Source organism: Dyella nitratireducens (assembly GCF_014642835.1).
Lineage (GTDB): Bacteria > Pseudomonadota > Gammaproteobacteria > Xanthomonadales > Rhodanobacteraceae > Dyella_B > Dyella_B nitratireducens.
The window spans coordinates 1,110,434-1,134,291 of the sequence record NZ_BMJA01000002.1 but is presented as its reverse complement, the minus strand read 5'-3'; the positions used below and the strand labels follow the sequence as shown (position 1 = coordinate 1,134,291).

Here is a 23,858-nt window from a genome sequence, read left to right as displayed (position 1 = left end):
CGATATCCACGAGTGAACCGGAAATGCCCCCTCCCCTGCTTGCAGGGGAGGGCTGGGGTGGGGTGAGGCGAGCGAAGCTCGCTTCCCGCTACGCGGGAATGGATAAGAAACATGATGGAATCTCTGGCGAGGTTGCTTCACCCCACCCCAACCCTCCCCTACTACACGTAGGGGAGGGGGCCGATCCGGCAAGCTAAAAACTTCCCCGGACAGCAGTGGACGAAAGCCGGAATGACGACTCGCCCCGAAACAGCAATAACGTGGACGGTAAATGTGTGCCTGCATGAAGAACAAGGCTTACGAGAACCTTGCATTCAATTTGCACTGCTCCAATAAACTGCGCATCAGTTCAAATCCTGCGTGAAAGCAATACCAACGCGCCAACCTGCCTCTCCAACGCAGGCACAACGGGAGAAACCAACAACTTGAACCTTGGCTCATGCAGCACGAACGGCGGGTCAACGCCGTCGATTCAGTTCACGGAATCGGACTGAGCATCACAACAGGCATGATCGGCAGCGCAAAGTCGGACGATGCTCCGACTTTGCGCTGTCTGCATTGACATCGCCTTGCGCGGTTACTGCGCGGAAGCCCAGCCGAGTCCAAGGCTCTTTTGCAGCGATACAAAATCCTTGAGCAGATCTGCCCTGCCCTGCACCAGGTTCTGCTGCGCACTGAATTGCACGCGCTGCGTATCCAGCAGATCGATCAGCGACGATGCACCCGCATCGTAGCGTTGGCGCATCAAATCGGCGGAGTGATCGGCGGAAACCTCGATCTGTTGCAGGCGCGTCACGCTCTCACGCTGGTGGCCATAACGCGACAGTGCGTTATTGGCATCCTGCAGCGCTGCAAGCACGGTTTGTGTATACCGCGCCGTGGCCTCGTCCCGGCTTGCTTCCGCCTGGCGAATGCTGCCGCGCGTGCGCCCGAAGTCCAGCACGTCCCATTGCAGGTAAGGCGCACCAAGCCAGGTCAAGGCGCTCTTGCGTGTCAAATGGCCCGGATCGCTGGCGTTGGAGCCGATAAAGCCCAACATCGTGATCTTGGGAAACAGATCGGCTTCGTGCTGACCGATCTGTGCATTGCTGGCAGCAAGGCGGCGTTCGGCGGCGCGGATATCCGGGCGCCGCTTCAATACGGCGGCCGGATCGTCGACGGGTACGGATGCCGGCATGACAGGTAACGGCACGGGCGAAGCGAGTTCGCTATCCAGAGCGCCAGGCGCCTGGCCGGTCAGCACCGCAAGCTGATCGAGCGATTCGGTGATCTGCTCATCCAGTGGAATCAGGTTGGCTCTGGTGTTTTCCACCTGTGTAGTCTGCCGCTCGACATCGGCATCCGTCACCACGCCACGCGCGCGTTGCTGGCGAATGAGATCCAGCGTTTGCTGCTCCAACTGTGCGGATTGGTTGGCCAATCGCAGACGTTGTTGCTGGCTGCGCAAATCGATATAGGCCTGCGCGACTTCCGCCCCCAACGAGACCTGTGTATCGGCCAGATCCGCATCGACCGCCTCGGCCTGTGCCGATGCCGCCTCGATGGCGCGGCGTGTGCCGCCGAACAGGTCGATCTCCCAGGACGCATCGAATCCTGCGCTATAGAACTGCAGCGGACCGCGCCCGTGCGACGTACTTGTGCTTTGCCCGTTTGATGGCGTGCTGTTGGAAGACTGCTGTGATGTCTGCAGACTGGACAGATCCGGCTCGCGCATGCGCAGCGCCACGGCATCGGCCGACACTTTCGGCATGTCCGCCGCGCGTTGCTGCTGCAGCTGCGCACGCGACTGGCGCAAGCGTGCCTGGGCGGCATGCAAGTCCGGGTTATTTTTCAGCGCGGCATCGATCAGCGCATCCAACTGTGGATCGCCCAGCGATTCCCACCAACGGCTTGGCACATGCCCGACCGTGGTGACGCCGGCTGCCGGTGTACGCACGAACTCACTCGCCTGCACCGCACCGTGAGCGACGTCCGGCGCGCCGTGATAATCAGGCCCTACCGTGCAGCCGGAAAGTCCGGCCGCTGCCGTCAACAGCGCCGCGCAGGAGATGCGTGCATAGCGCGAGGGAAACATCGACATGACAAGCATCCTTAATGAGCCTCGCTGGCCGGCGCGTGATGGCGCGGCGTTCTGAGCAACAACGCAAGCGGCACGCAGCACAGCAAGGCGATTCCTAACAGGTAAAACACTTCCGAAAACGTCATGACCAGGGCCTGTTGCTGAATTTGCCCGGCAAGCTGGCCCAGCGCCTGCATCTTGGAATACGCCATGTCACCGGTGCGCGCGAACCAATTCGCGGTGCTGGCGGCGATGCGTTCCTGGCCGAGTACCGAATTGGCTGTAAGCGATTCGCGGATCGACGCGACATGAAACGTGTTGCGCCGATCGATGACCGTACCGATGATCGCCAGGCCAATCGAACCACCGAGATTGCGCGCCATGTTGTAGATGCCGGCCGCATCGCCCGAATCCTCACGCGACACCGCCGCCATCGACGCCTGGTTCAGCGGCATCATCGCCAGCATCTGCCCAGCGCCACGCACCAGCTGCGACCAGAAGAAATCGTGGCCGACACTTTGCGCCGTCAGATGGATATCCAACATGCAACTGCCGAAAAAGCACAACAGGCCGCTGATGACGAGAACACGGTAATCCATCTTGCCAAGCAGGCGCGGCAGGATCGGCATCATCAGGAACGCCGGCACGCCGGACACCAGCATCACCCAGCCGGATTGCTCTGCGTTATAGCCGGAGATCAGGCCGAGGAACTGCGGAATCAGGTAGATGACACCGTACAGCGCCGCACCGACGACCAACACAATGAAAATCACGCTGGCATAGCGTGGATTGCTGAGCAGGCTCAAACGCATCACCGGCCGCTTGGCGGTGAATTGCGAGATGGCGATCAGCACCATGCCCAGCAGCGATACCACGCTGAGCCAGACGATCGTGCTGGACTGGAACCACTGCTCGCGCTGTCCTTCCTCGAGCACGACGGTCAACGAACTCAGGCCGGCCGACAACCCCACGATGCCCAGCCAGTCGGCCTGCCTTAGCGCCTCAAGATGCAACGGCGCCGATGGCAGCCCGGCAATCAGCAAAGTGATCAAGCCGATACATACCGGCAGGTTGATGAAGAAGCACCAGCTCCAGCTGATGTTCTCCGTCAGCCAGCCGCCGAGCACGGGACCCAGCAGCGGACCAAGCAGCACGATCAAGCCGAACGCCGTCATGCCGATCGGCAATTGCGACATCGGCAAGCGAGTGCGGATGATGGTCTGCGCCGTGGGGATCATCGCGCCGCCGGTAAAGCCCTGCCCGATGCGGCCGATGATCATCACGATCAGCGTGTGCGACATGCCGCACATCATCGAAAACAGAATGAACAGCACTGCGCAACCGAGCAAAAAATTGCGCAAGCCGAATACGCGCGTGAGCCACGCCGCGAGCGGGATGATCACGATTTCCGACATCAGGTAGCCGGTCGAGATCCACGTGCCTTCGGTGCCGGTGGCGCCGATTTCACCCTGGATTTGCGGCAGGGCCGAGTTGGTGATCGAGATATCCAGCGTCGCCATCAACGCGCCGAGCGAACCTGCCGCCACCGCAATCCAGTCCGCGACGGTGGCGCGCTCCGGATGATGCGCCGGCGTGGCGGTGGTCTCAGCCATGCTGGCTGTCCACCAAGGCCGGTTGCGGGATGTCGCCTTCCGAACGCGTATCCACGTCCACCGTGACAGACAAACCGGGGACTAGCCGTTTGCGCGTCTGCTCATCCGTATGGATGCGAATGCGCACCGGCACACGCTGCACGATCTTGGTGAAGTTGCCGGTGGCGTTTTCCGGTGGCAGCAACGCGAACTGCGAACCGGTGCCCGGCGCGAAGCTGTCGACCACGCCATGCAGGTCCGCATCGGGCAAAGCGTCCACATGCACCGTGGCCGGCTGGCCGGCGCGCATGCGCCCGATCTGCGTTTCCTTGAAGTTGGCGGTGAGATAGATGCTCTGCACCGGCACCACCGTCATCAGGCGCGTACCCGGCTGCGCATACTGCCCCACGCGCACGGTGCGGTCGCCGACACGGCCATTCAGCGAGCTGCGTATCAACGTATCTTGCAGATCCAGCTGCGACTGCTTGGCGGATGCCTGCGCAGCCTCCAGTTGCGCGCGTGCTTGCGCAATCTGCGCATTGAGATCGGCAACGCGCGCCTGCGCCTGATCCAACGCAGCCTTGTCGGCGGCTAGCGTGGCTCGCGCCTGGTCACGATTGCTGATCAGCACCGACAACTGGTCGCCGCTCTCCGCACCGGTCTTCGCCAGCGGACCGTAGCGGCGTACTTCATCTTCCGCATGCTTTGAACTGACTTGCGCAACTTGCAGCTGTGCCCTGGCCTGTTCGATGGCGGCCTGCTGTTGCTGGATACCCGCCTGCGCACGCGCGATATCCGCCTGGCGTGCATCGACCGTGGCAGTGGCCTGATCGAGCGCCGCCTGGTACTGGCGGCTATCGAGCCGCACCAATGCGTCGCCTGCCTTGACCGTCGCGTTATCGCCCACGTAGACGTCGGTGACATAACCGCTGACCTTGGGCGCCACCGTGACGCTGTCGGCCTGCAGGTAGGCATCATCGGTGCTCTGGATAAAGCGCCCGACAACCCACCAGTAGACCAGCGCCACCAGCCCTGCGATCGCCAGCAGAATGCAGATCGGCAGCAGAAACCGCGGCGCTTTCCGGCGCGGCGCAGCACCATTCGACGCATCACCCGATGCGCTGGTATTGGAAGGAGGCATGCCCATCGACCCTGAAATTATTCCAGCTGGAAAATTTATTCCAATCGGTATAATTTTGTCAAATGCTATCTTTATCGGCAGAGAGTGGAGAATCGAAATGACCCAGAGCCTGCTTTCATATGCCAGTCGCATGGCGGCCACCCAGGGGCAACGCGGAGTGCTTGGCATATGAAAGCAGGCTCTCCGACCAAGCGTCTTCGTCGCTCGACTGCCAGCGGATATGCACGTGGCGACGAAACCCGCCAGCGCATCATCGACGCCGCCATCCAGCTGTTCGGCGAACACGGCTTCAAGGACGCTTCCACGCGCGACATCGCGGCGGCGGCCGGCGTGAACGCACCGGCCCTGCAGTACTACTTTGAAAACAAGGAAGGCCTTTACAAAGCCTGCGCCGAATACATCACCGATGACCTGAAAGCTCGCTACGCACCGTCCATGAAACACGCCAAGGACGCGCTGAAAAACAACGCCGGCATCGAGGCGCTGATCGATGCCTACATGCATATGCAGGCGACGACGCTGGATAGCGTGCTGACGCAACCGCATCTCTCCAAGGGACGCCTCGTCGGGCGGGAACTGGCCGGCGAATCACCCAGGATTGCCTCGGAGATGCTGCAGCGAAAAATGAAGCAGCCGATCAACAAGCTGCTGCTTACGCTGCTTGCGCGCATCATGCATACCCGCCCCGACGATGCCATCACGCGTATCCGGATGCTCACGCTGAAAGGCCTGGTGCTCGCGTTTTACTACCCACCGGGCGCCTGCCTGGAACTGCTTGAGTGGAAGGAAATCGACGCCAACAAGAGCGCGATGATCAAGGCTTCGGTGCAGGAGCAGACGCGGACGTTGTTGATGAGCTGGCACGAAGCCGGTATGCGCAAAGACGCAGCGTAGGTTGGGGTGCAAACCCCAACATCGTGGACTCGATCGAGATGGCAATGTTGGGGTTTTCACCCCAACCTACGTTCCTGTCTCAATGGGTTGGGTTACGCTGCGCCAACCCAACCTACGCACTGAACGGCTGATGCACACGTTCGTTGGCTTTCCCATGACGTTCTGGACCTTCGTCTACATCGCCGGCGCCGTGCAGGCGGCCTTGCTCGCTTTGACGCTTTGGCGTCGCCCCGCAAACCAGGCAGCCAACCATTTGCTGTCCATCTGGGTGGCACTGACCGGTGTGGATCTGGCGGTGAAAGCGCTGTATTGGCATCTGCTGTCGTCAGAATGGTTCCGCGCCTATCGCTTTGTTGCGCTCTTCCCGTTTCTCTACGGCAGCTTGTTCTATCTCTACGTGCGCGCGTTGGTCGAGGAACGCCGATTTCGGCCGCGTGATGTAGTGCACCTGGCCGGCTTCATCGTCATGCTGGTGCTCAACAGCTATGTCTTCGTTGCCAGCGACACGCAATTGCAGGCGCTGTCGGCACGCTGGATCGCCGGAGAACGCACCATCGGTTTATGGTTTGATGGGCCGCTGTTTCTCTACAGCCTTTCCTACGTGATGGCAGCGTTGGCCCTGTTGCGCAGCTATCGCCGGCAGTTGCACCAGCAGCGCTCCGATGCCGACCGCTTGTCGCTGCGCTGGATCGATGCGATGGCTGGCTTCCAGATCGCCATCTGGAGCTTGGCCATTCTGCAGGCGCTGGTGTACGTGCCTTTGCTCAATTACGGCCTGCTGTTCGGCCTGGTGGCTGCATGGGTGTGGATGGTGGGCTGGTTCAGCCTGAGCCAGCCGCCGGTGCAGGCAAGACCAGCAGCATCCTCTTCGCAACCTGGGCGCGAACAGGGCGAGCAAGAACCGACAGCAGCGATCGACACGGCGCGCTTCGCGGACGTCGAAGCACGCCTGGCTCAACTGATGAACAACGATGCGCCACTCTACCTCGAGCCGGCGCTGACCATCGGCCAGGTGGCCAAGCGCAGCGGCTATCCGGAATACCTCGTTTCGGCCGTGATCAATCGGCGGCTGGGCGGCAGCTTCTGTGATTACGTCAATCGCTTGCGCGTGGAGGCGGTGCGCGCACGTCTGGCGGATCCTTCCGAGTCGCGCACCATTCTCGACCTCGCCTACGCCTGCGGCTTCACGTCCAAATCCACGTTCAACGCCGCGTTCAAAAAACAGGTAGGCGATACACCCAGCAGCTACCGCCGGCAGCACGCCGCCACGCCCGTCACCTGACGGCAAGCGCAGCGTGTGTCGTGTGATGCAGGGCTGCAATGATCGCCGCCGTCGCATCGCCGATACCGGTGCCGCCGCCCTGCACGGTCAGCCCCATCCTCACGACCACCAGGTGCTCGGAAGGCACGATGATGATGTCCTGGCCGAAAGCGCCGCGTGCGTAGAACATGTCTTTCGGCAACTGCGGCATGCCCCATGGCGCATCCCACACCGGCACGCTGCCCTTGTTCACGAGGTTGGTCCAGAAGCCGGCGCCGTAGCCGGTGTCCAGTGTTTGCGAATGGGCATAGGCTGCCCATCCTTCCGGAAGAATGCGCTTGCCGTTCACAACGCCATCATCCAGATACAGCTGACCAAAGCGTGCGAGATCGCGCGCGGAGGCGTACATGAAACCGGAGCCCAGCAAGGTGCCGCTTTCGTCGGTCTCGATCACCGAATGATGCATGCCCAGCGGCGCAAACAATGCGTCGCGCACGAATGCTTCGGCACCTGCGGCCGTATCGCCAGTGGCATGGCCGATCAGCTTCGACAGCAATGCATAACTGAGATTGCCGTAAGCCCAGACCGTACCCGGCGGATGCGCAAGCGGCGTGCGCGCTGCAAAGGCAGCCGTATCGGCCTCGCGGAACCACATGTGGGTAGCGAGCGTGACAGGACCATTGGTCTCATCGAACGGCAGCCCGCTGTCCATGCGCAGCAACTGGTTGACCGTAATGGCGTGATGCGGATCGGCAGGCGATGCCCAGGCGGCAATCGGCGCAGGTTGATCCAGGCGCAGTTGCCCTTCACGCACGAGGATGCCGATCAGCGCCTGGGTCACCGACTTGGTCACCGAATGCGCCCAGATCGGCGTTTCCGGACCGTAACCTTTGGCGTAGCGTTCGGCGATCAGTTGGCCGTCATGCAGCACCACCACGGCCTTGGTCAACCGCGGGTGTGCCGGATCCGGTTCGGCGAAGGCTTGATCGAGTGCGGCACGCAGTGCCGGGTTCTCCGGGGTGACGATCCGTGGGCCGAAACTGTCGGATGCCGCCTGCTCGCGGAAACTCGTCTCAGGGACCGGATCATCGCCGAGCACGAGCATGCAGCCCATGCCATCGCGGTATATCGACCGGGCACGGAACACGGCCAGGATGTTGCTGCGCACCTCGCGACGCGAACGGTCAACCGCGTAGCGCACCGCCCAGCCAATGCCACTCATCAACGGCCGCTGTTCTTCTGCATAAACCTGGTCGGGATCGACATGCGACACAAAGGCAGCCGCACATAGCGACTGGCTGACCGAGGCGGCGCCGATGTGCAGCGCATCGCGGTTCAACCCGACGGTGGCGACACCGGCAAGCACCAGCACGAGCAGACTCAGCAGCAGGTATCGGGCGAACTTCATGGGCTTGGGCTCCGGCAGGAAAGACTGCAGGATCCCGGTCGAAAGCCATTCGTTCGTCCGGTCCGGCGGATTCGTACGGTTGTACCGTCATTCCGGACGCCAGCACCCGTAGGTTGGGGTGCAAACCCCAACACTGCCATGTTCACCGGGACCACGATGTTGGGGTTTACACCCCAATCTACGAATCCAGTCCCCTCTCCCTGCTGGGAGAGGGTTAGGGTGAGGGGTTGGGCAAGCAGGGAATTTGCCTGGTGCAGGCAAACTTTTGCCCTTTGAATCTTGCAGCGGCATTCACCGCGCGAGATTCCCCCTCACCCTACCCTTCCCCCCAGCGGGGAAAGGGAGACCCATCAACCACATTACCAACCAATGCCGAACGCCATGTGTTCCGGCTGTTGCGTCGTCACCGTCGTGCTCTGGTTGTTGTTGTCGTCGTACGAGAAGCCGTAGGCCAACCCGCTCACCGAGTGCTGGTGCCAGAACCAGGAATAGAAGTTGGCGGGCGACGAGGGTGGGTAGTAGGCCGAAGCAGTCGCCCAGTTCGCCGTATTCAGCAGAACGCCACGGTTGGTTGCTGCACAGATCTGGTTTTCCAACTGCAGCTGGATCGCGTTTTCATCCTGCTGCTGCGCCGAACTTCCCGCCACGCCCGAGGCCATCGTCCCGGCGCACAGCAAGATGTCCTGCGTGGACGGTTGCTGCACGACAAAGGTTTCGCCGACGTTGGCCGCAGCCGGATTGACCTCGGTAAAGGTCAAGGTCGAGCCGGAAGCGGTGCCGGAGAACTTGCGGCCATTGACGGTAATCGTCACCGGCGAACTGCTGTACTGCGACCACGCGCTGGCAATGTAGCTATCGAAGTAATTCCCGTTGGTGCCACCGGCATTGAAGGTGGTTTCCGCCGGCGACAGGATGCGCAGGTTGCTCGGCGCAGGCGTGTGGAAAGCTGCCGGCGTCTGGTTGGCATACTCCTGGTCCAGATTGGCGATCGACTCGTTGATACCTACCTGCATGTGGTAGGTCTCGTTGGCGCCCCACACATCCAGCAGCAGCGGCAGGCCGAACTGGTTCACCTGGGTGGTGTTGATGAAGATCCCACCGTTCGCCGCGTAGTTGAACTCATACCAATCGTAGTGAACGTTGATGTTCGGATCGGTGGCGTTTTGCGGATTCGGTCCGGCGTAGCCATCGTTGCCGCCATTGGCGCCGGCCATGATCGTCATGTACAGCGGGCTGCCTTCCGAGATGTAGATGCGCCCGGAAGTAATCGGCGGCAGCTTGAGTTGATGATTGGCCTGGGCCAGCGTGAACGCGTAGTTGGGATACGTCTGCCCGTTCGGACCGACCAGTGCATTGGCCGCGGTGTTGTCGGCCACGCTGGCGGCTGTGATCGTGCCGTCGTAGTTGACCCATGACAGCGCACCGGTCGCCGGATCGTTGCCGAGAATCTCGACATAGATCTGGTTGTCGGCCCACGCACCATTGGTGTTGTTGTTGAGGTCCGTGACGATATAGCCCGGAACGACCGTGTAGCTGGGCGACAGGTTGACGCTCAATGTCGCCGCCGACGATGTCACCGAGCCCGCAGCGTTGGTCACCGTCACCGTGAAGCTGGCGGTGTTGTCCGCATACGTGGTTCCCGGCGTGGTGTAACTCGCGCTGGTGGCACCCGTGATGGCGGTGCCGTTCTTGTACCACTGGTAAGCCAGCGAGCTGCCGCTTGCCGCCACCGAGAACGTGGCCGTGCGCCCGATCGTCACCGATTGATTGGTGGGCGATGTGGTGATGGCCGGTGTCGTTACCGTGACCGATGCCGATGTCGTCGCCACGGCATTGTCGGAAGCCGGCGACGTACCGGCCGCGTTCACCGCCTCGACGGCGTAGGTGTACGTGGTTGAAGCGGTCAGGCCGGTGTCGCTGTACGTGGTCGCAGTCAGGCCGCTCGCCACGGCGCTGCCATTACGCGTCACCGTGTACGTCACGCCGGACGTTGCGGAGGCTGTCCAGCTCAGGTCGATCTCGCTGGAGGAGGCAACCGTTGCCGCCAGGTTGGCCGGTGCCGCCGGAATAGCCAAGGTGCTCGCACTGGCTTGTGCAGCCGGTGCCGACGTTCCCGTCGCGTTGGAAGCTTCGACCACGTAGTAGTACGTCGTGTTGTTGGCCAGGCCGGTATCCGAATAGCTGCTGCCGTTTACCGTCGCGATCTGATTGGCACTGGAAGGTGTGAAACCAGCCGTCGTACTGCGGAACACGTCGTACACCACACCCGGTGCCGCCGAGGCCGTCCAGCTCAGGTTGATCTGGCTGGTGGACACGGCCGTCGCGGTAACGCTGCTCGGCGAACCGGGCGGCGGAGCGATCACTTCGATGCCGTTGATCTCGGCATTGTCGGTGTCGGTGGTGAACTGCAGCACGATCTGGCCCTGCGTATTCGCAGTCGCCGTGAACGGCTCGACGATCGCCATGTCCTGGCCGCCCGCGGTCGCGACGATGTCGAAGTTGCTCAACACCTGCGTACCGTTGATGCTCACGTTGAACACGCGCTGGCCTGCCTTGGTCCAGTAGAACTCGGCGAAGTGCAGGCGTACCATGTAGCTCGCCCCTGCGGTCAGACCCGGCAACGTATAGGTGAAGTTGTTGCCGACACGCTGGTGCTGATAGACCGACTGCGGCGCAGGATTGGTCACGCCTGCGGTATTGATCGTCGAGCCCGTGCCGGATGCCGCACCACCGTTGAAGTACTCATCGGCAGCGTAGTCACCCGAGGCAGCACCACCTGCGCTGATCGCCAGCACATCCGAGCCGCAACCCGACACGCAATCCACATCGAACGTAGTGGCGGTGGCGGTGTTGGAGGACATCGACGTACCCACCGAATCCACCGCGACCACCGTGTAGGAGTACGTGGTCGACGATGTCAGGCCACTGTCGCTATAGCTGCTGGTGGTCAGGTTCTGGGCCACGGCCGTGCCGTTACGGAACACCGAGTACGTTACGCCCGAGGTCTGCGAGGCCGTCCAGCTCAAGTTGATCTGGCTGGAAGACGCCACCGTTGCCGACAGGTTCGACGGTGCGTTGGGCGGCGTATTCGTTGCCGTCGCGTTTTCGACTTCGATGCCGCTGACGTCGGCATTGTCCTTGACCGTGGCGAACTGAATCACGATCTGGCCTTGCGCATTCGCAGTCGCCGAGAACTGCTCGACGATCGCGATGTCCTGCCCACCGGCTGCCGCGAGGACATCGAAGTTGGTCAACACCTGCGTGCCGTTGATGCTCACGTTGAACACGCGCTGCCCTGCCTGCGTCCAATAGAACTCGTCGAAGTGCAGGCGCACCACGTAGCTGGTACCCGCCGTCAGGCCGGGCAGCGTATAGGTGAAGTTGCCGAAGCGCTGATGCTGGTAGACCGACTGCGGCGCAGGATTCGTCACGCCGTTGATGTTGATCGTCGCATTGCTGCCCGAGGCCGTACCGCCGTTGAAATCTTCATCGGCAGCGAAGTTGCCGGCGCCAGGACCACCCGCACTGATCGCAATCGCATCCGGACTGCTGCAGTTCGTGGTGCAGGTGGAGACGGGCGTTGTTGCCGTCGCGGTGTTGGAGGCGGCAGAAGCACCGGCCGCATCGCCGGCTTCCACGAGGTAGTAATACGTCGCCGCCGCAGCCACGCTCGTATCCGAATACGTCGTCCCGGCCGTGGTGGCGATCTGGTTCGCGCTGGAAGGCGTGAACCCAGCAGCCGTACCGCGATAGACGTTGTAGCTGACCGTGCAGGCGCTACCCGCCGTGCTGGTACCCCACGTCAAGCTCACCTGAGCCGAGCTGTTGGCGTTTGCAACCAAGGTACCCGGTGCACTCGGCGCGGCCGTGCAGCTGTTCTGTTGCACGGCGAGCGTTGCAGTGCTGCTGTTGGTCGAACCGAACACGTCACCGACAGCCACGCTGAAGGCAGCGCCATTGTCGGCCGCTGCCGTGGCGGGCGTCGTGTAGCTGGCCGACGTGGCGCCCGCGATGGCCGTGCCGTTCTTGGACCACTGGTAACTCAAGGTACCAAGACCGGTCGCCGCCACGCTGAAGGTTGCCGACTGACCCAGCGCAACGCTCTGGTTGCTGGGCTGCGTCGTAATGGTGGGCGCAGCGCCCGCGTCCGTGCCGGAGGTGCACAGCGTGGAACCAGGATAGTTGTTGGTGACCTGGTAAGCCGAGGTGCCATCGAAGTTCACCACGGCGGTCTTGCTGGAATCGTTCGGATCCACCGTCGACGTCCACGTGCTCCAGGTGCCCGAGAAGGCGCACGTGGCATTGTTGACGCCGCTGATGCTGTGCGCTTCCGACTGCGTGGGCACACGCATATTGATGCCCGCGCAATAGTTCTGCGCACTCACGCCGGTGAACTGCGAACCCGGCGTGGTATCCGTCATCACGGTGCGGGTCCAGGTCAGGCCGGTGACGTTGTCCGTCACCAGGCTGGCGTTGGATGCATTGACGGTGTAGCGCTCCGACGCGCCGCCGCATTGCGGCACGTTGTAGACCTGGAACTCATACACCGAATAGCCGTATTGCGTTGCACGCTGCGTGCCGTTGAGGCGGACATAGCGCGCAGCTACCGTCGGGAAGCTGAGCGTTTCCGTGCCGCCCGCACCGGTGGTGGTGCTGTAGGCCGTCTGCCAAGCATTGCCATCGTTGCTATAGAGGATCTGGTACTGAGTCGCATACGCGTTCTCCCAGTTGATCACCACCGTATTGAACGGCTGCACCGAACCCAGGTCGACCTGCAACCACGAGGGATCGACGCCAGGTACAGCCGGTGTCGGCGGTGCACCGGCGGTGGCCGAACCCCAACGCGTTGAGAGACTGCCGTCGACCGCATTCTCTGCACCCAGGCAGTTGGTGCCCGAGTACGGCGGGTTGGTCGTGCCATCGTTGCACGCATTCTGCGAACTGCTGGCGGTTGCAACGGCATCCAGCGCCAGATTGACGCCAGGCGGCGCAAGCGTGATGTTCGCCGCGTTGCTGGTAGCCGGCGCACTGGCGGCATTGTTCACGGTGACCGCGTACGAACCGACATTCGCAACGCTGACGGCCGGGATCGTATACGTGAGCGTGTTCGACTGCTGCGTGCCGCTGGTAAGAATGGTGGCGGTGCCGCCCGGCGGCGTGAACTGCCACTGGTAGCTAAACGGTGCAGACCCGGCCACCACGGCCGTGAATTGCACCGGCTCATTCACCGGCACGATGGTGCTGGCCGGCTGCGTGGTGAAGGACACCGGTGTGGCTGCATCCACCGTCACCACCGCATTGGCGGATTGCACCGAACCAAGATCGTTGGTGACCACGACATAGAACGTGGTGCTTCCTGCCGCTGTAAAGATCGGCGTGGTGTACGACGCACTGGTGGCACCGGCGATCGCACCCGAGCCAACCTGATACCACTGATACGTGATCGCAGGCGAACCTGTCACCGCCACCGACAGCGTGGCCGATTGACCATCCACGACCGCTTGTGCAGCCGGTTGCGTGGTGATGACCACGTTGGCGGGCGCATCGACACTGAGCGTCACCGGCGTCGATGTCACCGTGCCGTAGCTGCTGCCGATCGTCACCGTATACGTGTCGCCGTTGTTGGCAGCCGTCGTTGCCGGCGTGGTGTACGTCGCGCTGGTGGCACCGGCAATCGGGCCGCTCGCGTCGGACCACTGATAGCTGAGCGTGCCCGAACCGGAAGCCACCACACTGAAGGTCGCCGGGTAGCCCGATGTCGTTGCTTCATTCACCGGCGGCACAATGATGACCGGTGCCTGCGATTGCGCGGGAGCCGGCGGTGTCACCGAACTCAGCGTCACGCTGCCGCTTTCCAGCCCAGGCGCTGTCGCCGTCACGGTGACGGTGCCGGCTGTAAACGTGCTGCGCAGCGCGATCTTCTGCAAGCCGCCTTCGAAGTTCAGTTCCGGATCGCCGGGCGAATGGAAGAAGGCATACGGCACACCTTGAATTACCGTGCTGTGGGCCTGCGAGTACGCGTCCTGGTAGTAGCTGGTCCACGACGGATCGGCCACCAGCTGCTGCGTGCCGCCCATATAGGTGGCCGGCCCCGTCACGGCGAACGTCACGTTGTCCGCTGCGGTCGGCACGATGTTGCCGTCGGCATCTTCCACTTCGGCAACCACAAAGGCTGCATCCGAACCATTGGCCGTCCACTGAAAACTCGAACCGTCCGGCTTGGTCAGGTCAGGCACGACGCTGAGCACGATCTTCGCTTCGGCACCGGCCGTCGTGCGCGTGTCGCTCGCGCCCGCCACCGGATTGCCGTTTGCATCCAGGCATTGCGCGGTGACGGTGCCAGCCGCCCAGTTCACCATCCAATGCACCTGGCCCGGCATCACCGTGCTGTTCTGCGAGAGATCTGCGCTGGAATTGATGTTCCACGGATTGGGCACCTGGTCCGCAAGCAAGGCGCCGGTGACCGGATCGTTGGGCTTGCCATTGATCAGCAAGCGCACCGACGGGCAGTTGCTGAAAGCATTCTCTTGAATCGGCGTACCTGCGGTGTACTCGTACGCGCGGTTCCAGTGATGCGCCAGATGCACCACCGGCTGGACGGTATAGGGGATCCAGTTGGCCTGATAGATGTAGTAGAGCAAGCGCGGGAAGCGATTGGCGTCGGTGTCGGAATAACCCAGCGAACGCACGAAGTTCACCATGTTGGGCTGGTTCTGATATTCCGCCCACAGGCTCACTTCACCCGGCGATTCGGCGAAATACCACTGCGCCATGCCGAAGGTATTGGCTGCCCTGCCCTTGCGCCAATCATCGAGATACGGTGCGGCAAAGGCCAGCTCATAGTCGTAAGCCAGGCCGCGGCCGGTACCCATGTTGTCCCAATACTCGGCGCCAAAGGCCGGATTGTTCGGGTTCTGCTGCTTGTTGCCGGCTTCGCAGCCAGCGCCGTCGCACTCATCGATGTAGCCGAACGAGGGACTGAAGGTACGGTCGGCGCTCTGGCGCGGATTGATGTTGTCCCACGTCGTCTCGATGGTTCCGAGCTCATCGGCAAGCGTCGTATTCATGCCGCCGTTGTCACGTTCCCAATCGAGAATGGACGGATGGCTGCGATCGCGGATGATCATGTCGCGATGCAGTTCCTGCTTCAGCTGCTGATCGTCCGCGGTCGGATTGGAGCTGGCATTCCAGTAGCCTTCGCCATCACCGCTGGGCTGATCGATCATGATGCCGTAGGCATCCGCGGCAGCCACCAACTCTGCGCTGCTGGTCGAATGGCCAGGGCGATAGACGTTGCCGCCTTGCGCCGCCAGTTGCGCCATGTCGCGCCACACTTGTTCGTCAGGCACCGACGAACCAAGTCCCGGATAGTCGTAGCGGCCCGAGCCGCCCCACATGTACACGGCATGGCCGTTGAAGTAAGGGAAGTTTGCATCCCACGTGATCGTGCGAATGCCGAGCGTGTCCTCGGTCGAATCGACCACGACGCCGTTGACGCTGACGATGTGGTAGACCTTGTACAGATACGGCGATCCGCACAACACCGCCGGCGTGCCGCAGGTCGCGTTGTTCGGATACCACAAGGTGGGATTGGGCACCGTGATCTTCTGATCGAACATCGGCGTGGCGCCGGACGGGAACGTGCTGGCCGTCATCGCCGGCACGGTCTGCGTCACCGGCGCCGCGGTGACCACTACGTTGCCCTTGGCATCCACGATTTGCGTGGTCAACGTCACCTGCTGCGCCGTCGACGTCTCGTTCACCACATTGGTTTGCACGTCGACGACAGCTGAAGCCGCCGTCGCCGTGCCTTGTGCCGCGGGAACCTCCGATACCGTGCCGACGTAGGTACCCCAGGTCTTCTGATTCGAATAAACGTTCGGCGGAATGTGAATCGGGTTGGTGACGTACAGCTTCACATTGCGGAACAGGCCCGCCATCGCCTGGCCGAAGCGGAACGCACCGGAGAAGTTGGGTTGCTCATACCACGGAGCGCCACGCGACACGTCGATGGCGATGACGTTGTCGGTCTTGCCATCCGCGGTGATGTACGGCGTCAGGTCGACGATGACCGGGACGAAACCCACCACGTGCGTCGCCTGCGAATCGGCAGCGACCGCACTGACGCCCTGCAACAGCGTACCGTTGATAAAGACCTGCACACCGGTGTGCGAACCTTCAAGTTTGAGCAGGAATTTCTGGCCTGCGTACTTCGGATCCACCTTGAAGTGCAGCCGGTACCAGTTGAAGTTGCCCGTCAACGAGCCTTGGCCGCCGCCGGACGTCTGGTTGATGAAGGTGCGTGGGACGTTGGCGTCGTAGGGCAAGCCTACTTGCATCCAATTGCCGGTGCTATCGGTGCTCTCGTTGAAGCCCGTCGTTGAATAGGCGGTCGAATTGTTGCTGTTCTCGAACCACCAGTTGCTCTGCGGTGCATTCGACGTCGCGCTTGCGTTTCCGATGTACTGAGGAATGCCTGCAGCGAGATTGATCGTCTGTCGCTGCGAGCTGGGCAGCGTCGGTTCGACCTCTTGGGCTGCTGCGTAACCGGCGCTCAGCGAGGCCAGCAGCACCACGAATAGCCACTTCCAATACGTGTTCAGTCCCACCGTCGTCCCCTTTGCACATGCAGATGCCCGACACACGCGAGCGAGTGCGTAGGTTGAGGTGTGAACCCCAACCTACTTATGCCGACATACCATTCGACGTTGGGGTTTACACCCCAACCTACGTAGAACCTGTGCCCACGCACCTGTCCCGAGTGACCCCTGGGAAGGTGGCCGAATCATCCGCGCTGTTCAGGATCGCCGCAATGCGGAAAGGAAGTTTTTTACGCACCCTTTCGGGTAAGCATTCGTGTACTGCGATGCACTACACATTTAGACGTCTAAATTTTGAAACAAAAATTACACTGCAAGTTTTCGCCAGTATGGCGTAAGCAAGTTTTTCTTCGGCAACGCAAGACTGGGATGACGGGTGTTGCCACAAGGCTTCCCGCCATCCCATGACATTACTTACCCGCAGGTTTCGTCGGGTGTCATCAACTGCCGCACTTCGCATTCGACGTTCCATTCGTCGCCATGCACTCGCAGAAAGCGCTTGGTGAGCTCGATGGCTTCTTCCTTAGACGCCGTTTCCAGCAAGGCATATCCACCGATCACCTCTTTGGCTTCGGTGAAGGGACCATCAGCCACGCTCAATTTGCCGCCGGACAGCCTGACGCGCGTACCTTGCGCCGTGGGCGTGAGTCCGGCGGTGTCAATCAGTTTTCCTTCCCGGGTCAGTTCCTCCATCAGCTTGCCCATATCGGCCATCAGCTGCGGGCTTGGCAACAAACCCGAGTTCTCGTTGATCCGTACCATCGATAGAAAGCGCATCGTTGTATCTCCTTGAAAGTGGGTGACGGAGTGCGATGCCGCGGAAAGTCGGTCTGCCTGATCCCACTCCTGTCCGTGCGACGAACCAGGTTTGTGCAAATCGACAGGTTCTGCGGCATCGCGCATCGCGCTGCACTCGCTCGTGACGGGTGGTCCTGGCGGTCATGCCGGCGCCTTTGCGCCAGAGGGCAAGTCGGCCACGGCGGCATTCGCCCATTCGTGGCGTACCGGACTTTTTTGCGGGTGCAGCACGCGCTAACCCAATAAAAAATATGAATCGATCTAATTGCCTTGCTGTCATGCAATATCGAAGGTCGACGAATTACTTGCACATCAACGAGATATTCAGATTTGAATCGATGCAAATTCCTATTGACATCCTGTTTTCAGTGTCCCCATGATTGGCCCGCTCGTGACAGGCCAGTCCAACGTTGTCACGAGGGCTTGGATCGATCAAAGGTTCAATGCCAGGGGAGTTTGAGGTAAGGCGTGGCGCGGCGCTGATCTCGCTTGTGGCATGCCCCGGTGGTTGGACGTCGACGACATATCTCTGAAAAGCAGTGCAGGAAAGCCATGGCAAACAACCGTGGCTTACGGGCGGTTTTGTGTCCCGAAAAACATCACGAATGCGGGCACTACAGCAAATAACCAAAACGTAGGGGAGGCAGGAATGAGCAAGTACCAGTTTCGTTTGGGCAGCAGCTTGCGCGCCAGCATACGCATTGGCCTATGGGCCACTGCCATGGCCAGCGGCTCGCTGTTTGCGCAAGGCATTACCGGCGGTGTCTACGGCAATTTGCCGGCAGGCAAGGACATTGCCGCGGAAGTGATCAACCCGGCAACCGGCTACGACAGCACCGTGCATGCCGATGCCAATGGCCATTACTCAGTCACGGGCCTGATGCCCGGCAATTACGTCGTCAAACTGATCCGCGACGGCAACGTTGTCGACCAGCGCAACGTGGTGGTGGTCGCCGGTTCCAACAGCCCCGCCATCTTCGGCGCTGCGGCGGGTGCCGCGGCGGCCGGCAACACGAAGGAGCTGAGCTCGATTACCGTCACTGCTTCGCAACCGGCAGTCAATGCGATCGACGTCACCACGAGCCAGCAAATCCAGACCTGGAACTCCACCGACATCAATCGACTGCCGCTGGTCAACGCCGATCTTCTCAACGTCGCCTCCATGCAGGCGAACGTTACCAGCATCACGAGCGCGCACGGTGCATCGCCGCAGTTCAATGGCGCGTCGGGTACCGAGAACCGGTACTTCATCAACGAGTTCAACATGACCGACATGCAGCAAGGTGCTGCGCCGGACAAGATCCCGAACGAAGCCTTTGCCAGCATCTCCACCGTTGACGGCGGCATGGATGCCAAATACGGCAGCGCCTTGGGTGGTGTCGTCTCCGGCACGATCAAGCAAGGTTCGAATGAATTCAAAGGCGGCGTGGATTTGCAGTTCAATCCACCCACCGGTTTCTTCAATGAAAACGGCAAGAACATTTACAACTACAACGGCAGCCTGGTCTCTGCCAATCAGTTGAACCACTGGTCGCCAAGCGTGCTGCAGGACTATTGGGTGTCAGGCCCGATCGTCAAGGACAAGGCATTCTTCTATCTGCTCGCCGAAATTCAGCCGAACAACTATGGCCAGGGCGTGCAAGGTGCCACGCCAACGACCACCTACAATGGTCAGTACAAGGACCTCAACGAAAGCCGGAACAAGCAGCTTCTCGGCAACTTCACCTGGAATATTGCCACCGGCCACACGCTCAACATTTTCTTCGATCGTCAGCTCAATAACTTCTCGCAATCCCAGTATCCGTTGTCGACGCCATACGATCCTTCCAGCGCGGCACCCGCACTGGAATATTCGGGTGCCAACGCCTGGCGCAATCGCATGCTGGTCGCCAACTACCACGGCCAGATCACCGACAACTTCTCGGTATCGGCGATGTGGGGCACATCGCAGCAGGACTTCTTCTCGTATCCGCAGTACGGCATAAACGTGCCCTATGTGCAGGTGGCTGACCCTGATAACTCGAACAACACGCAGACGGTATCCAACGGCGCGAGCAGCCTCTATTCCTTGCGCTACCGCATGATGGGTTCCCGCGTCGACTTCACCTGGGACGTCACTGACAACCACGAAATCACCTTCGGCGGGGAGCAATACAGCCCCACCATGGCGCAGTCCAATATTCCAAATCCGAACTCGTGGACCTACAACCACTGCAGCACGGCACTGGGTCCGAACGAGGCTTGCAGCATCAACGGTCAGACGATTAATCCCGCGACCGGTCAGCCCTTTGCGCCGGGAACGTCGTACGTCACCTTGGCCTACGCACCACGTATCTACTACAACAGCTCGCCCACCTACGGCTTCTATCTGGCCGATAGCTGGCACTTTGCCGAGAACTGGACGGCATATATCGGCGGGCGTTACGACAATTACGCCATGACCGATAACATCAATACCAAGATGTACAGTAAAGGGAATGCGACGCCGCGCGTTGGCGTGGCCTGGGACGTCCATGGCGATTCAAGCCTGAAGATCGGCGCCACCGCGGGTGAGTACACCGAGGGCATACCGCTTTACTTCAACGCCTACGGTGGTACGCCGGGCCAGGGTTACATCAGTACCAAGACCACCTATATCTATTCCGGGGTGGGTGGTGGTTCCGTGCCGACCGGCCTGACGCAAGTCGGTCCCGTGCAAGGTGCCGCCGGTGCAGGACTGCACTACTTGACGGCCGGACAGTTCATTGCGACCTCGGCACAAAATGCAAAGCTGAAGCAATTCGAGGTTTACGCGCAGCAAAAGCTCGGCAACAACTGGGTGGCCGGCGCTTCGCTGTTCACCAGCGAGCTGACGGGGCTGCCGAATATCGACAGCAATACGGGTAGTGCTGGAAATCCAGGCCAGATGTATGCCTACCTCAAGAGCAAGGGCTATCCCAATGCAGTGTTGCTCGGCCAATATCTGATTACTCCGGGCAAGGACATCACCATCCCCGTGCAGTTGAACGGCCCCAACAGCCCGCTCACGATGTTCACGTTCCCGAACAGCTACATCGGCTACTCGTCGCTCAAGCGCAGGATCTACCAGCTGAGCCTGACGATGGACCACGCCTATTCGGACGACGAGCCGTACTATCTAAGCGCGTCGTACACATGGCGCCATGAATTCGGCAACACCGATGGCACCACCAGCTATGCCGGTGCGCAGGGCACACAGGGCGTCGCCAACACCGGAGCAACCGCCTATGACGGTGGGTTGTCAGCGCCAGGCTTCTTGCAGGGTGCCGCTGGCAATCTGGCCGACGATATCCCGTCCACCTTCAAGGTGTTTGGCTATTACAAGTTCGTCCATCAGGACAATCTGTTGAGAGGACTGCGTGTAGGTGGTGCCCTCACGTACTACGCAGGTGGCCCGGTTAACTGCCTTTCCGCCTATCCGGCGAACGGGACCCTGGCAGTGGGCAGTAATCAGCTCAACAATGCCAACGCCTATTACTGCAATACGCTGCAGAATGCAGTAGCCGGCAATCCGGTGTCATCCAGCATCCTGTACACCCGTGGCAGCTACACACGCCTGCCGTCCACCAAGCAAGTGGATCTGGATATTGGCTACGACTGGGCTATTGGCAAAAATGCCTTCTCGGTGGATTTGAAGGTGCTCAACCTCTTCAATAACCAGACCGTGACGTCGTACGTCAACCAGATAACCAATGGCAACGGGCAGTTCAATGCCAACTTCATGCAACCGGAGACGTTCCAGGCAGGACGCACAGGACAGTTGGTATTCCGCTGGCAATACAACTAATAGCGTGACGCTGTAGTTGACATCGATGCCTCCATGTCCGCCAAGGCTTGGAGGCATCTTTGTTTGGCTTGCTAGACTGCATGCAAGTGTATGCCGTGCTTCCGGAGATGAATTTGAATCCGCTATTGCAAGGCCTGGATCCCGCTGCGGCAAACCAAGTGATTGCCACGGCGCAGGCGCTGGAGATGAATCGCCCCGATCAGGGCGCCGGCCAACTGGCTCCGGTTTTAGCGCGCTATCCCGATCATCCCGAAGTGTTACGCATGCGTGCCAGCTTGCTGAGCCTGCGCGGCGAGCACAAAGCGGCGTTGCACGACATGCGTCGCGCTTTGCAGCAACGCCCGCAGGAAGCTCTGTACCACAACGCTTTTGCCCTCTTCCTTGCCGAAGCCGGCGAACTCGATCTGGCAATCGATGGGTTGCGCCACGCCTGCGAACTGCAACCAGGCTTTGTCTTGGCCTGGTACAACCTCGGCTTGTTTCTGACTCGTACTGCACGCTTCGATGAAGCGCGTAACGCACTACGGCGCGCCGTGGCATTGGCACCCGGCTACACGGCAGCACGGGCGCAGCTTGCCGACTTGTTGCGCATGGACAATCTCCGCGACGAAGCCATCGCCGAATATCGAAAGCTGCTTGCCGAACAACCATGGGCTGGCATGGCATGGTGGGGTCTGGCGGAAATCAAAACCTTGCGCATGGACACAGCCGACAGCGATGCCATCCGGCGCGCATTCATGCACCCGCACGCTACCGATGGCGACCGCATTGCCATGGGTTTCGCCTTGGCCAAATCATTCGACGATCAAGGCCGTTATGCCGAATCCATGCAGGCATTGGCCGAGGCGAACGACATCGCTCGAAGGCACCGGTCGTGGAATGCGCCAGCATTTGAGGCAACAGTCGCGTCCATCAACGCTGCAAGATGCACCGCCGATGCCGGGCAAGAACTGGGATCAGAAGTCATTTTCATCGTCGGTATGCCGCGTTCCGGATCGACCCTCATCGAACAAATCCTCGCGTCGCATTCCAAGGTCGAAGGTACCGCAGAGCTGGCCGACCTGCCCTCGATCATTGGCGAAGCATCGAACCGGCACAAAAAGCCTTATCCACGATGGCTTGCAGACATGGGCGCGGATGATTGGCGGCAATTGGGCCAACGTTATCTGGAACGGACTGCACACTGGCGCAAGCGCCGTCCCCTATTTACCGACAAGCTGCCCAACAACTGGATGCACATCGGCATGATTCGCGCGATGCTGCCGGGTGCGCGCATCGTCATCAGCCGGCGCGATGCGCTGGAAACCTGTTTCTCGTGTTATCGACAGTTCTTTCCCGGCAATGACTATACGCGCGCGTTTTCCGATTTGGCGTCGTACTGGCGCAGCTTCGACGCGGCGGCGAATCATTGGGCGGAGAAAGAACCCGCACACGTTTACCAGCACGTGTACGAGAATCTGGTTAAAGATCCCGAGACACACATTCGAGAACTACTCGCCTTCTGCGGCCTGCCATTCGAAGATGCATGCCTGCGTTTCAATGAAACGCAGCGTGCCATCGGCACACCGAGTGCCATGCAAGTGCGGGAACCGCTGCGTGCCGATACGGCGCGTGCACCACGCTATGGCGAATTATTGAACCCGTTGCGCGAGGCGCTTGGCTTTTCGCTGGTTGGCAATTGAAATATGGATAAACGGTAATAACAAATAAAAGGGGATGAAATCACCACCTCCCCCGCGACCTCTTATGTCAGCTCCTCACCTAAAATTTTATCTATTTAGCGTGAATGTATAAAATAGGTGAAAATATCGCATACTTGCCAAATCTAACCAAATATTTCACACGCAACTCCAAGCATTGTAGGTAACAATAATTTTTTGCATCAATAAAACCATTTAGAAAATTTAAATTTTAATCGATGCAAATTTTTCTTGACATTAGATTTTTATTTCATTATTCATCAAATCGGCCGCGACATTCCCACCCTATTACGGCCATAAGCACCAGTGAAGCCACCGCCTTCGCTTAGTGCGAAAAATGACATTACCCAACACGGATAGGAGTAAATCATGAGATTTACACTCGCTAGATTCCTTGTTTCGTTCGTTGGTCTTTTACTTTTAGGTATATCCAGCGCTTCCTACGCTCAGTCCTGCGGGTATCCACCCGCTTCTGAAGGTGAATATAACTATTATCCAGGAGGAAATACGACGTCATCCGGGCTACTTAGTTGGAGTATTCAAAACATAGGAGGTCTTCGTCAGGTAATCGTTTCACAAATCTACCTCAGTAATACGACC

At 60.2% G+C, this 23,858-nt stretch carries 11 protein-coding genes; 5 read left to right on the top strand and 6 right to left on the bottom strand.

Annotation, left to right across the window (positions count from 1 at the left end):
• Positions 1-577: 577 nt before the first annotated feature.
• Genes IEX75_RS15820 through IEX75_RS15810 form a run of 3 tightly spaced genes read right to left on the bottom strand, consistent with a single transcriptional unit; the run spans position 578 to position 4,792 of the window.
• Entirely contained in the window at positions 578-2,080 is a 1,503-nt protein-coding gene (locus tag IEX75_RS15820; protein ID WP_229720873.1) for an efflux transporter outer membrane subunit, read from the bottom strand.
• A gap of 11 nt (positions 2,081-2,091) precedes the next feature.
• The gene (locus IEX75_RS15815; protein ID WP_188795334.1) at positions 2,092-3,672 is read right to left on the bottom strand and encodes an MDR family MFS transporter; all 1,581 of its coding nucleotides are present in this window, start codon (positions 3,670-3,672) and stop codon (positions 2,092-2,094) included.
• Positions 3,665-4,792 (bottom strand): HlyD family secretion protein, encoded by a 1,128-nt coding sequence (locus tag IEX75_RS15810; RefSeq protein WP_229720872.1) that lies wholly within the window; start codon positions 4,790-4,792, stop codon positions 3,665-3,667. Before IEX75_RS15810 ends, IEX75_RS15815 begins: the two co-directional genes overlap by 8 nt.
• Between IEX75_RS15810 and IEX75_RS15805 the strand changes: the two genes are divergently transcribed.
• The 3 genes from IEX75_RS15805 to IEX75_RS15795 all read left to right on the top strand — a co-directional run bounded on the left by IEX75_RS15805 (position 4,791) and on the right by IEX75_RS15795 (position 6,968).
• The gene (locus IEX75_RS15805; protein ID WP_188795330.1) at positions 4,791-4,964 is read left to right on the top strand and encodes a hypothetical protein; all 174 of its coding nucleotides are present in this window, start codon (positions 4,791-4,793) and stop codon (positions 4,962-4,964) included. The two genes, IEX75_RS15810 and IEX75_RS15805, sit on opposite strands and share 2 nt — an antisense overlap.
• Entirely contained in the window at positions 4,961-5,686 is a 726-nt protein-coding gene (locus tag IEX75_RS15800) for a CerR family C-terminal domain-containing protein (RefSeq protein ID WP_188795328.1), read from the top strand. Before IEX75_RS15805 ends, IEX75_RS15800 begins: the two co-directional genes overlap by 4 nt.
• A 130-nt stretch (positions 5,687-5,816) precedes the next feature.
• Positions 5,817-6,968, top strand: coding sequence for a helix-turn-helix domain-containing protein (locus IEX75_RS15795; protein WP_229720871.1), 1,152 nt, complete (start codon positions 5,817-5,819; stop codon positions 6,966-6,968).
• On the opposite strand, the gene IEX75_RS15790 is transcribed toward IEX75_RS15795, so the two are convergent.
• The 3 genes from IEX75_RS15790 to IEX75_RS15780 form a co-directional block, all read right to left on the bottom strand.
• Complete coding sequence (locus IEX75_RS15790) at positions 6,961-8,355, bottom strand: serine hydrolase domain-containing protein (RefSeq protein WP_188795326.1); 1,395 nt, start codon at positions 8,353-8,355, stop codon at positions 6,961-6,963. The genes IEX75_RS15795 and IEX75_RS15790 overlap by 8 nt on opposite strands.
• A gap of 359 nt (positions 8,356-8,714) precedes the next feature.
• The gene (locus IEX75_RS15785; RefSeq protein WP_229720870.1) at positions 8,715-16,964 is read right to left on the bottom strand and encodes a beta-1,3-glucanase family protein; all 8,250 of its coding nucleotides are present in this window, start codon (positions 16,962-16,964) and stop codon (positions 8,715-8,717) included.
• Positions 16,965-17,369: 405 nt separating this feature from the next.
• Positions 17,370-17,732 carry a YciI family protein gene (locus IEX75_RS15780; RefSeq protein WP_188795322.1) on the bottom strand — a complete coding sequence of 121 codons (363 nt, stop codon included), beginning with the start codon at positions 17,730-17,732 and terminating at the stop codon, positions 17,370-17,372.
• Between the two features lie 670 nt (positions 17,733-18,402).
• Between IEX75_RS15780 and IEX75_RS15775 the strand changes: the two genes are divergently transcribed.
• Complete coding sequence (locus tag IEX75_RS15775) at positions 18,403-21,558, top strand: TonB-dependent receptor (protein WP_188795320.1); 3,156 nt, start codon at positions 18,403-18,405, stop codon at positions 21,556-21,558.
• A gap of 113 nt (positions 21,559-21,671) precedes the next feature.
• The gene (locus tag IEX75_RS15770; RefSeq protein WP_229720869.1) at positions 21,672-23,240 is read left to right on the top strand and encodes a tetratricopeptide repeat-containing sulfotransferase family protein; all 1,569 of its coding nucleotides are present in this window, start codon (positions 21,672-21,674) and stop codon (positions 23,238-23,240) included.
• Positions 23,241-23,858: the final 618 nt, after the last annotated feature.

Bases quoted from the DNA above. Each gene is read 5' to 3' on its own strand.
- IEX75_RS15820 (WP_229720873.1), bottom strand. From the start codon at position 2,080: ATGTCGATGTTTCCCTCGCGCTATGCACGCATCTCCTGCGCGGCGCTG.
- IEX75_RS15815 (WP_188795334.1), bottom strand. From the start codon at position 3,672: ATGGCTGAGACCACCGCCACGCCGGCGCATCATCCGGAGCGCGCCACC.
- IEX75_RS15805 (WP_188795330.1), top strand. From the start codon at position 4,791: ATGCCCATCGACCCTGAAATTATTCCAGCTGGAAAATTTATTCCAATC.
- IEX75_RS15810 (WP_229720872.1), bottom strand. From the start codon at position 4,792: ATGCCTCCTTCCAATACCAGCGCATCGGGTGATGCGTCGAATGGTGCT.
- IEX75_RS15800 (WP_188795328.1), top strand. From the start codon at position 4,961: ATGAAAGCAGGCTCTCCGACCAAGCGTCTTCGTCGCTCGACTGCCAGC.
- IEX75_RS15795 (WP_229720871.1), top strand. From the start codon at position 5,817: ATGCACACGTTCGTTGGCTTTCCCATGACGTTCTGGACCTTCGTCTAC.
- IEX75_RS15790 (WP_188795326.1), bottom strand. From the start codon at position 8,355: ATGAAGTTCGCCCGATACCTGCTGCTGAGTCTGCTCGTGCTGGTGCTT.
- IEX75_RS15780 (WP_188795322.1), bottom strand. From the start codon at position 17,732: ATGCGCTTTCTATCGATGGTACGGATCAACGAGAACTCGGGTTTGTTG.
- IEX75_RS15775 (WP_188795320.1), top strand. From the start codon at position 18,403: ATGAGCAAGTACCAGTTTCGTTTGGGCAGCAGCTTGCGCGCCAGCATA.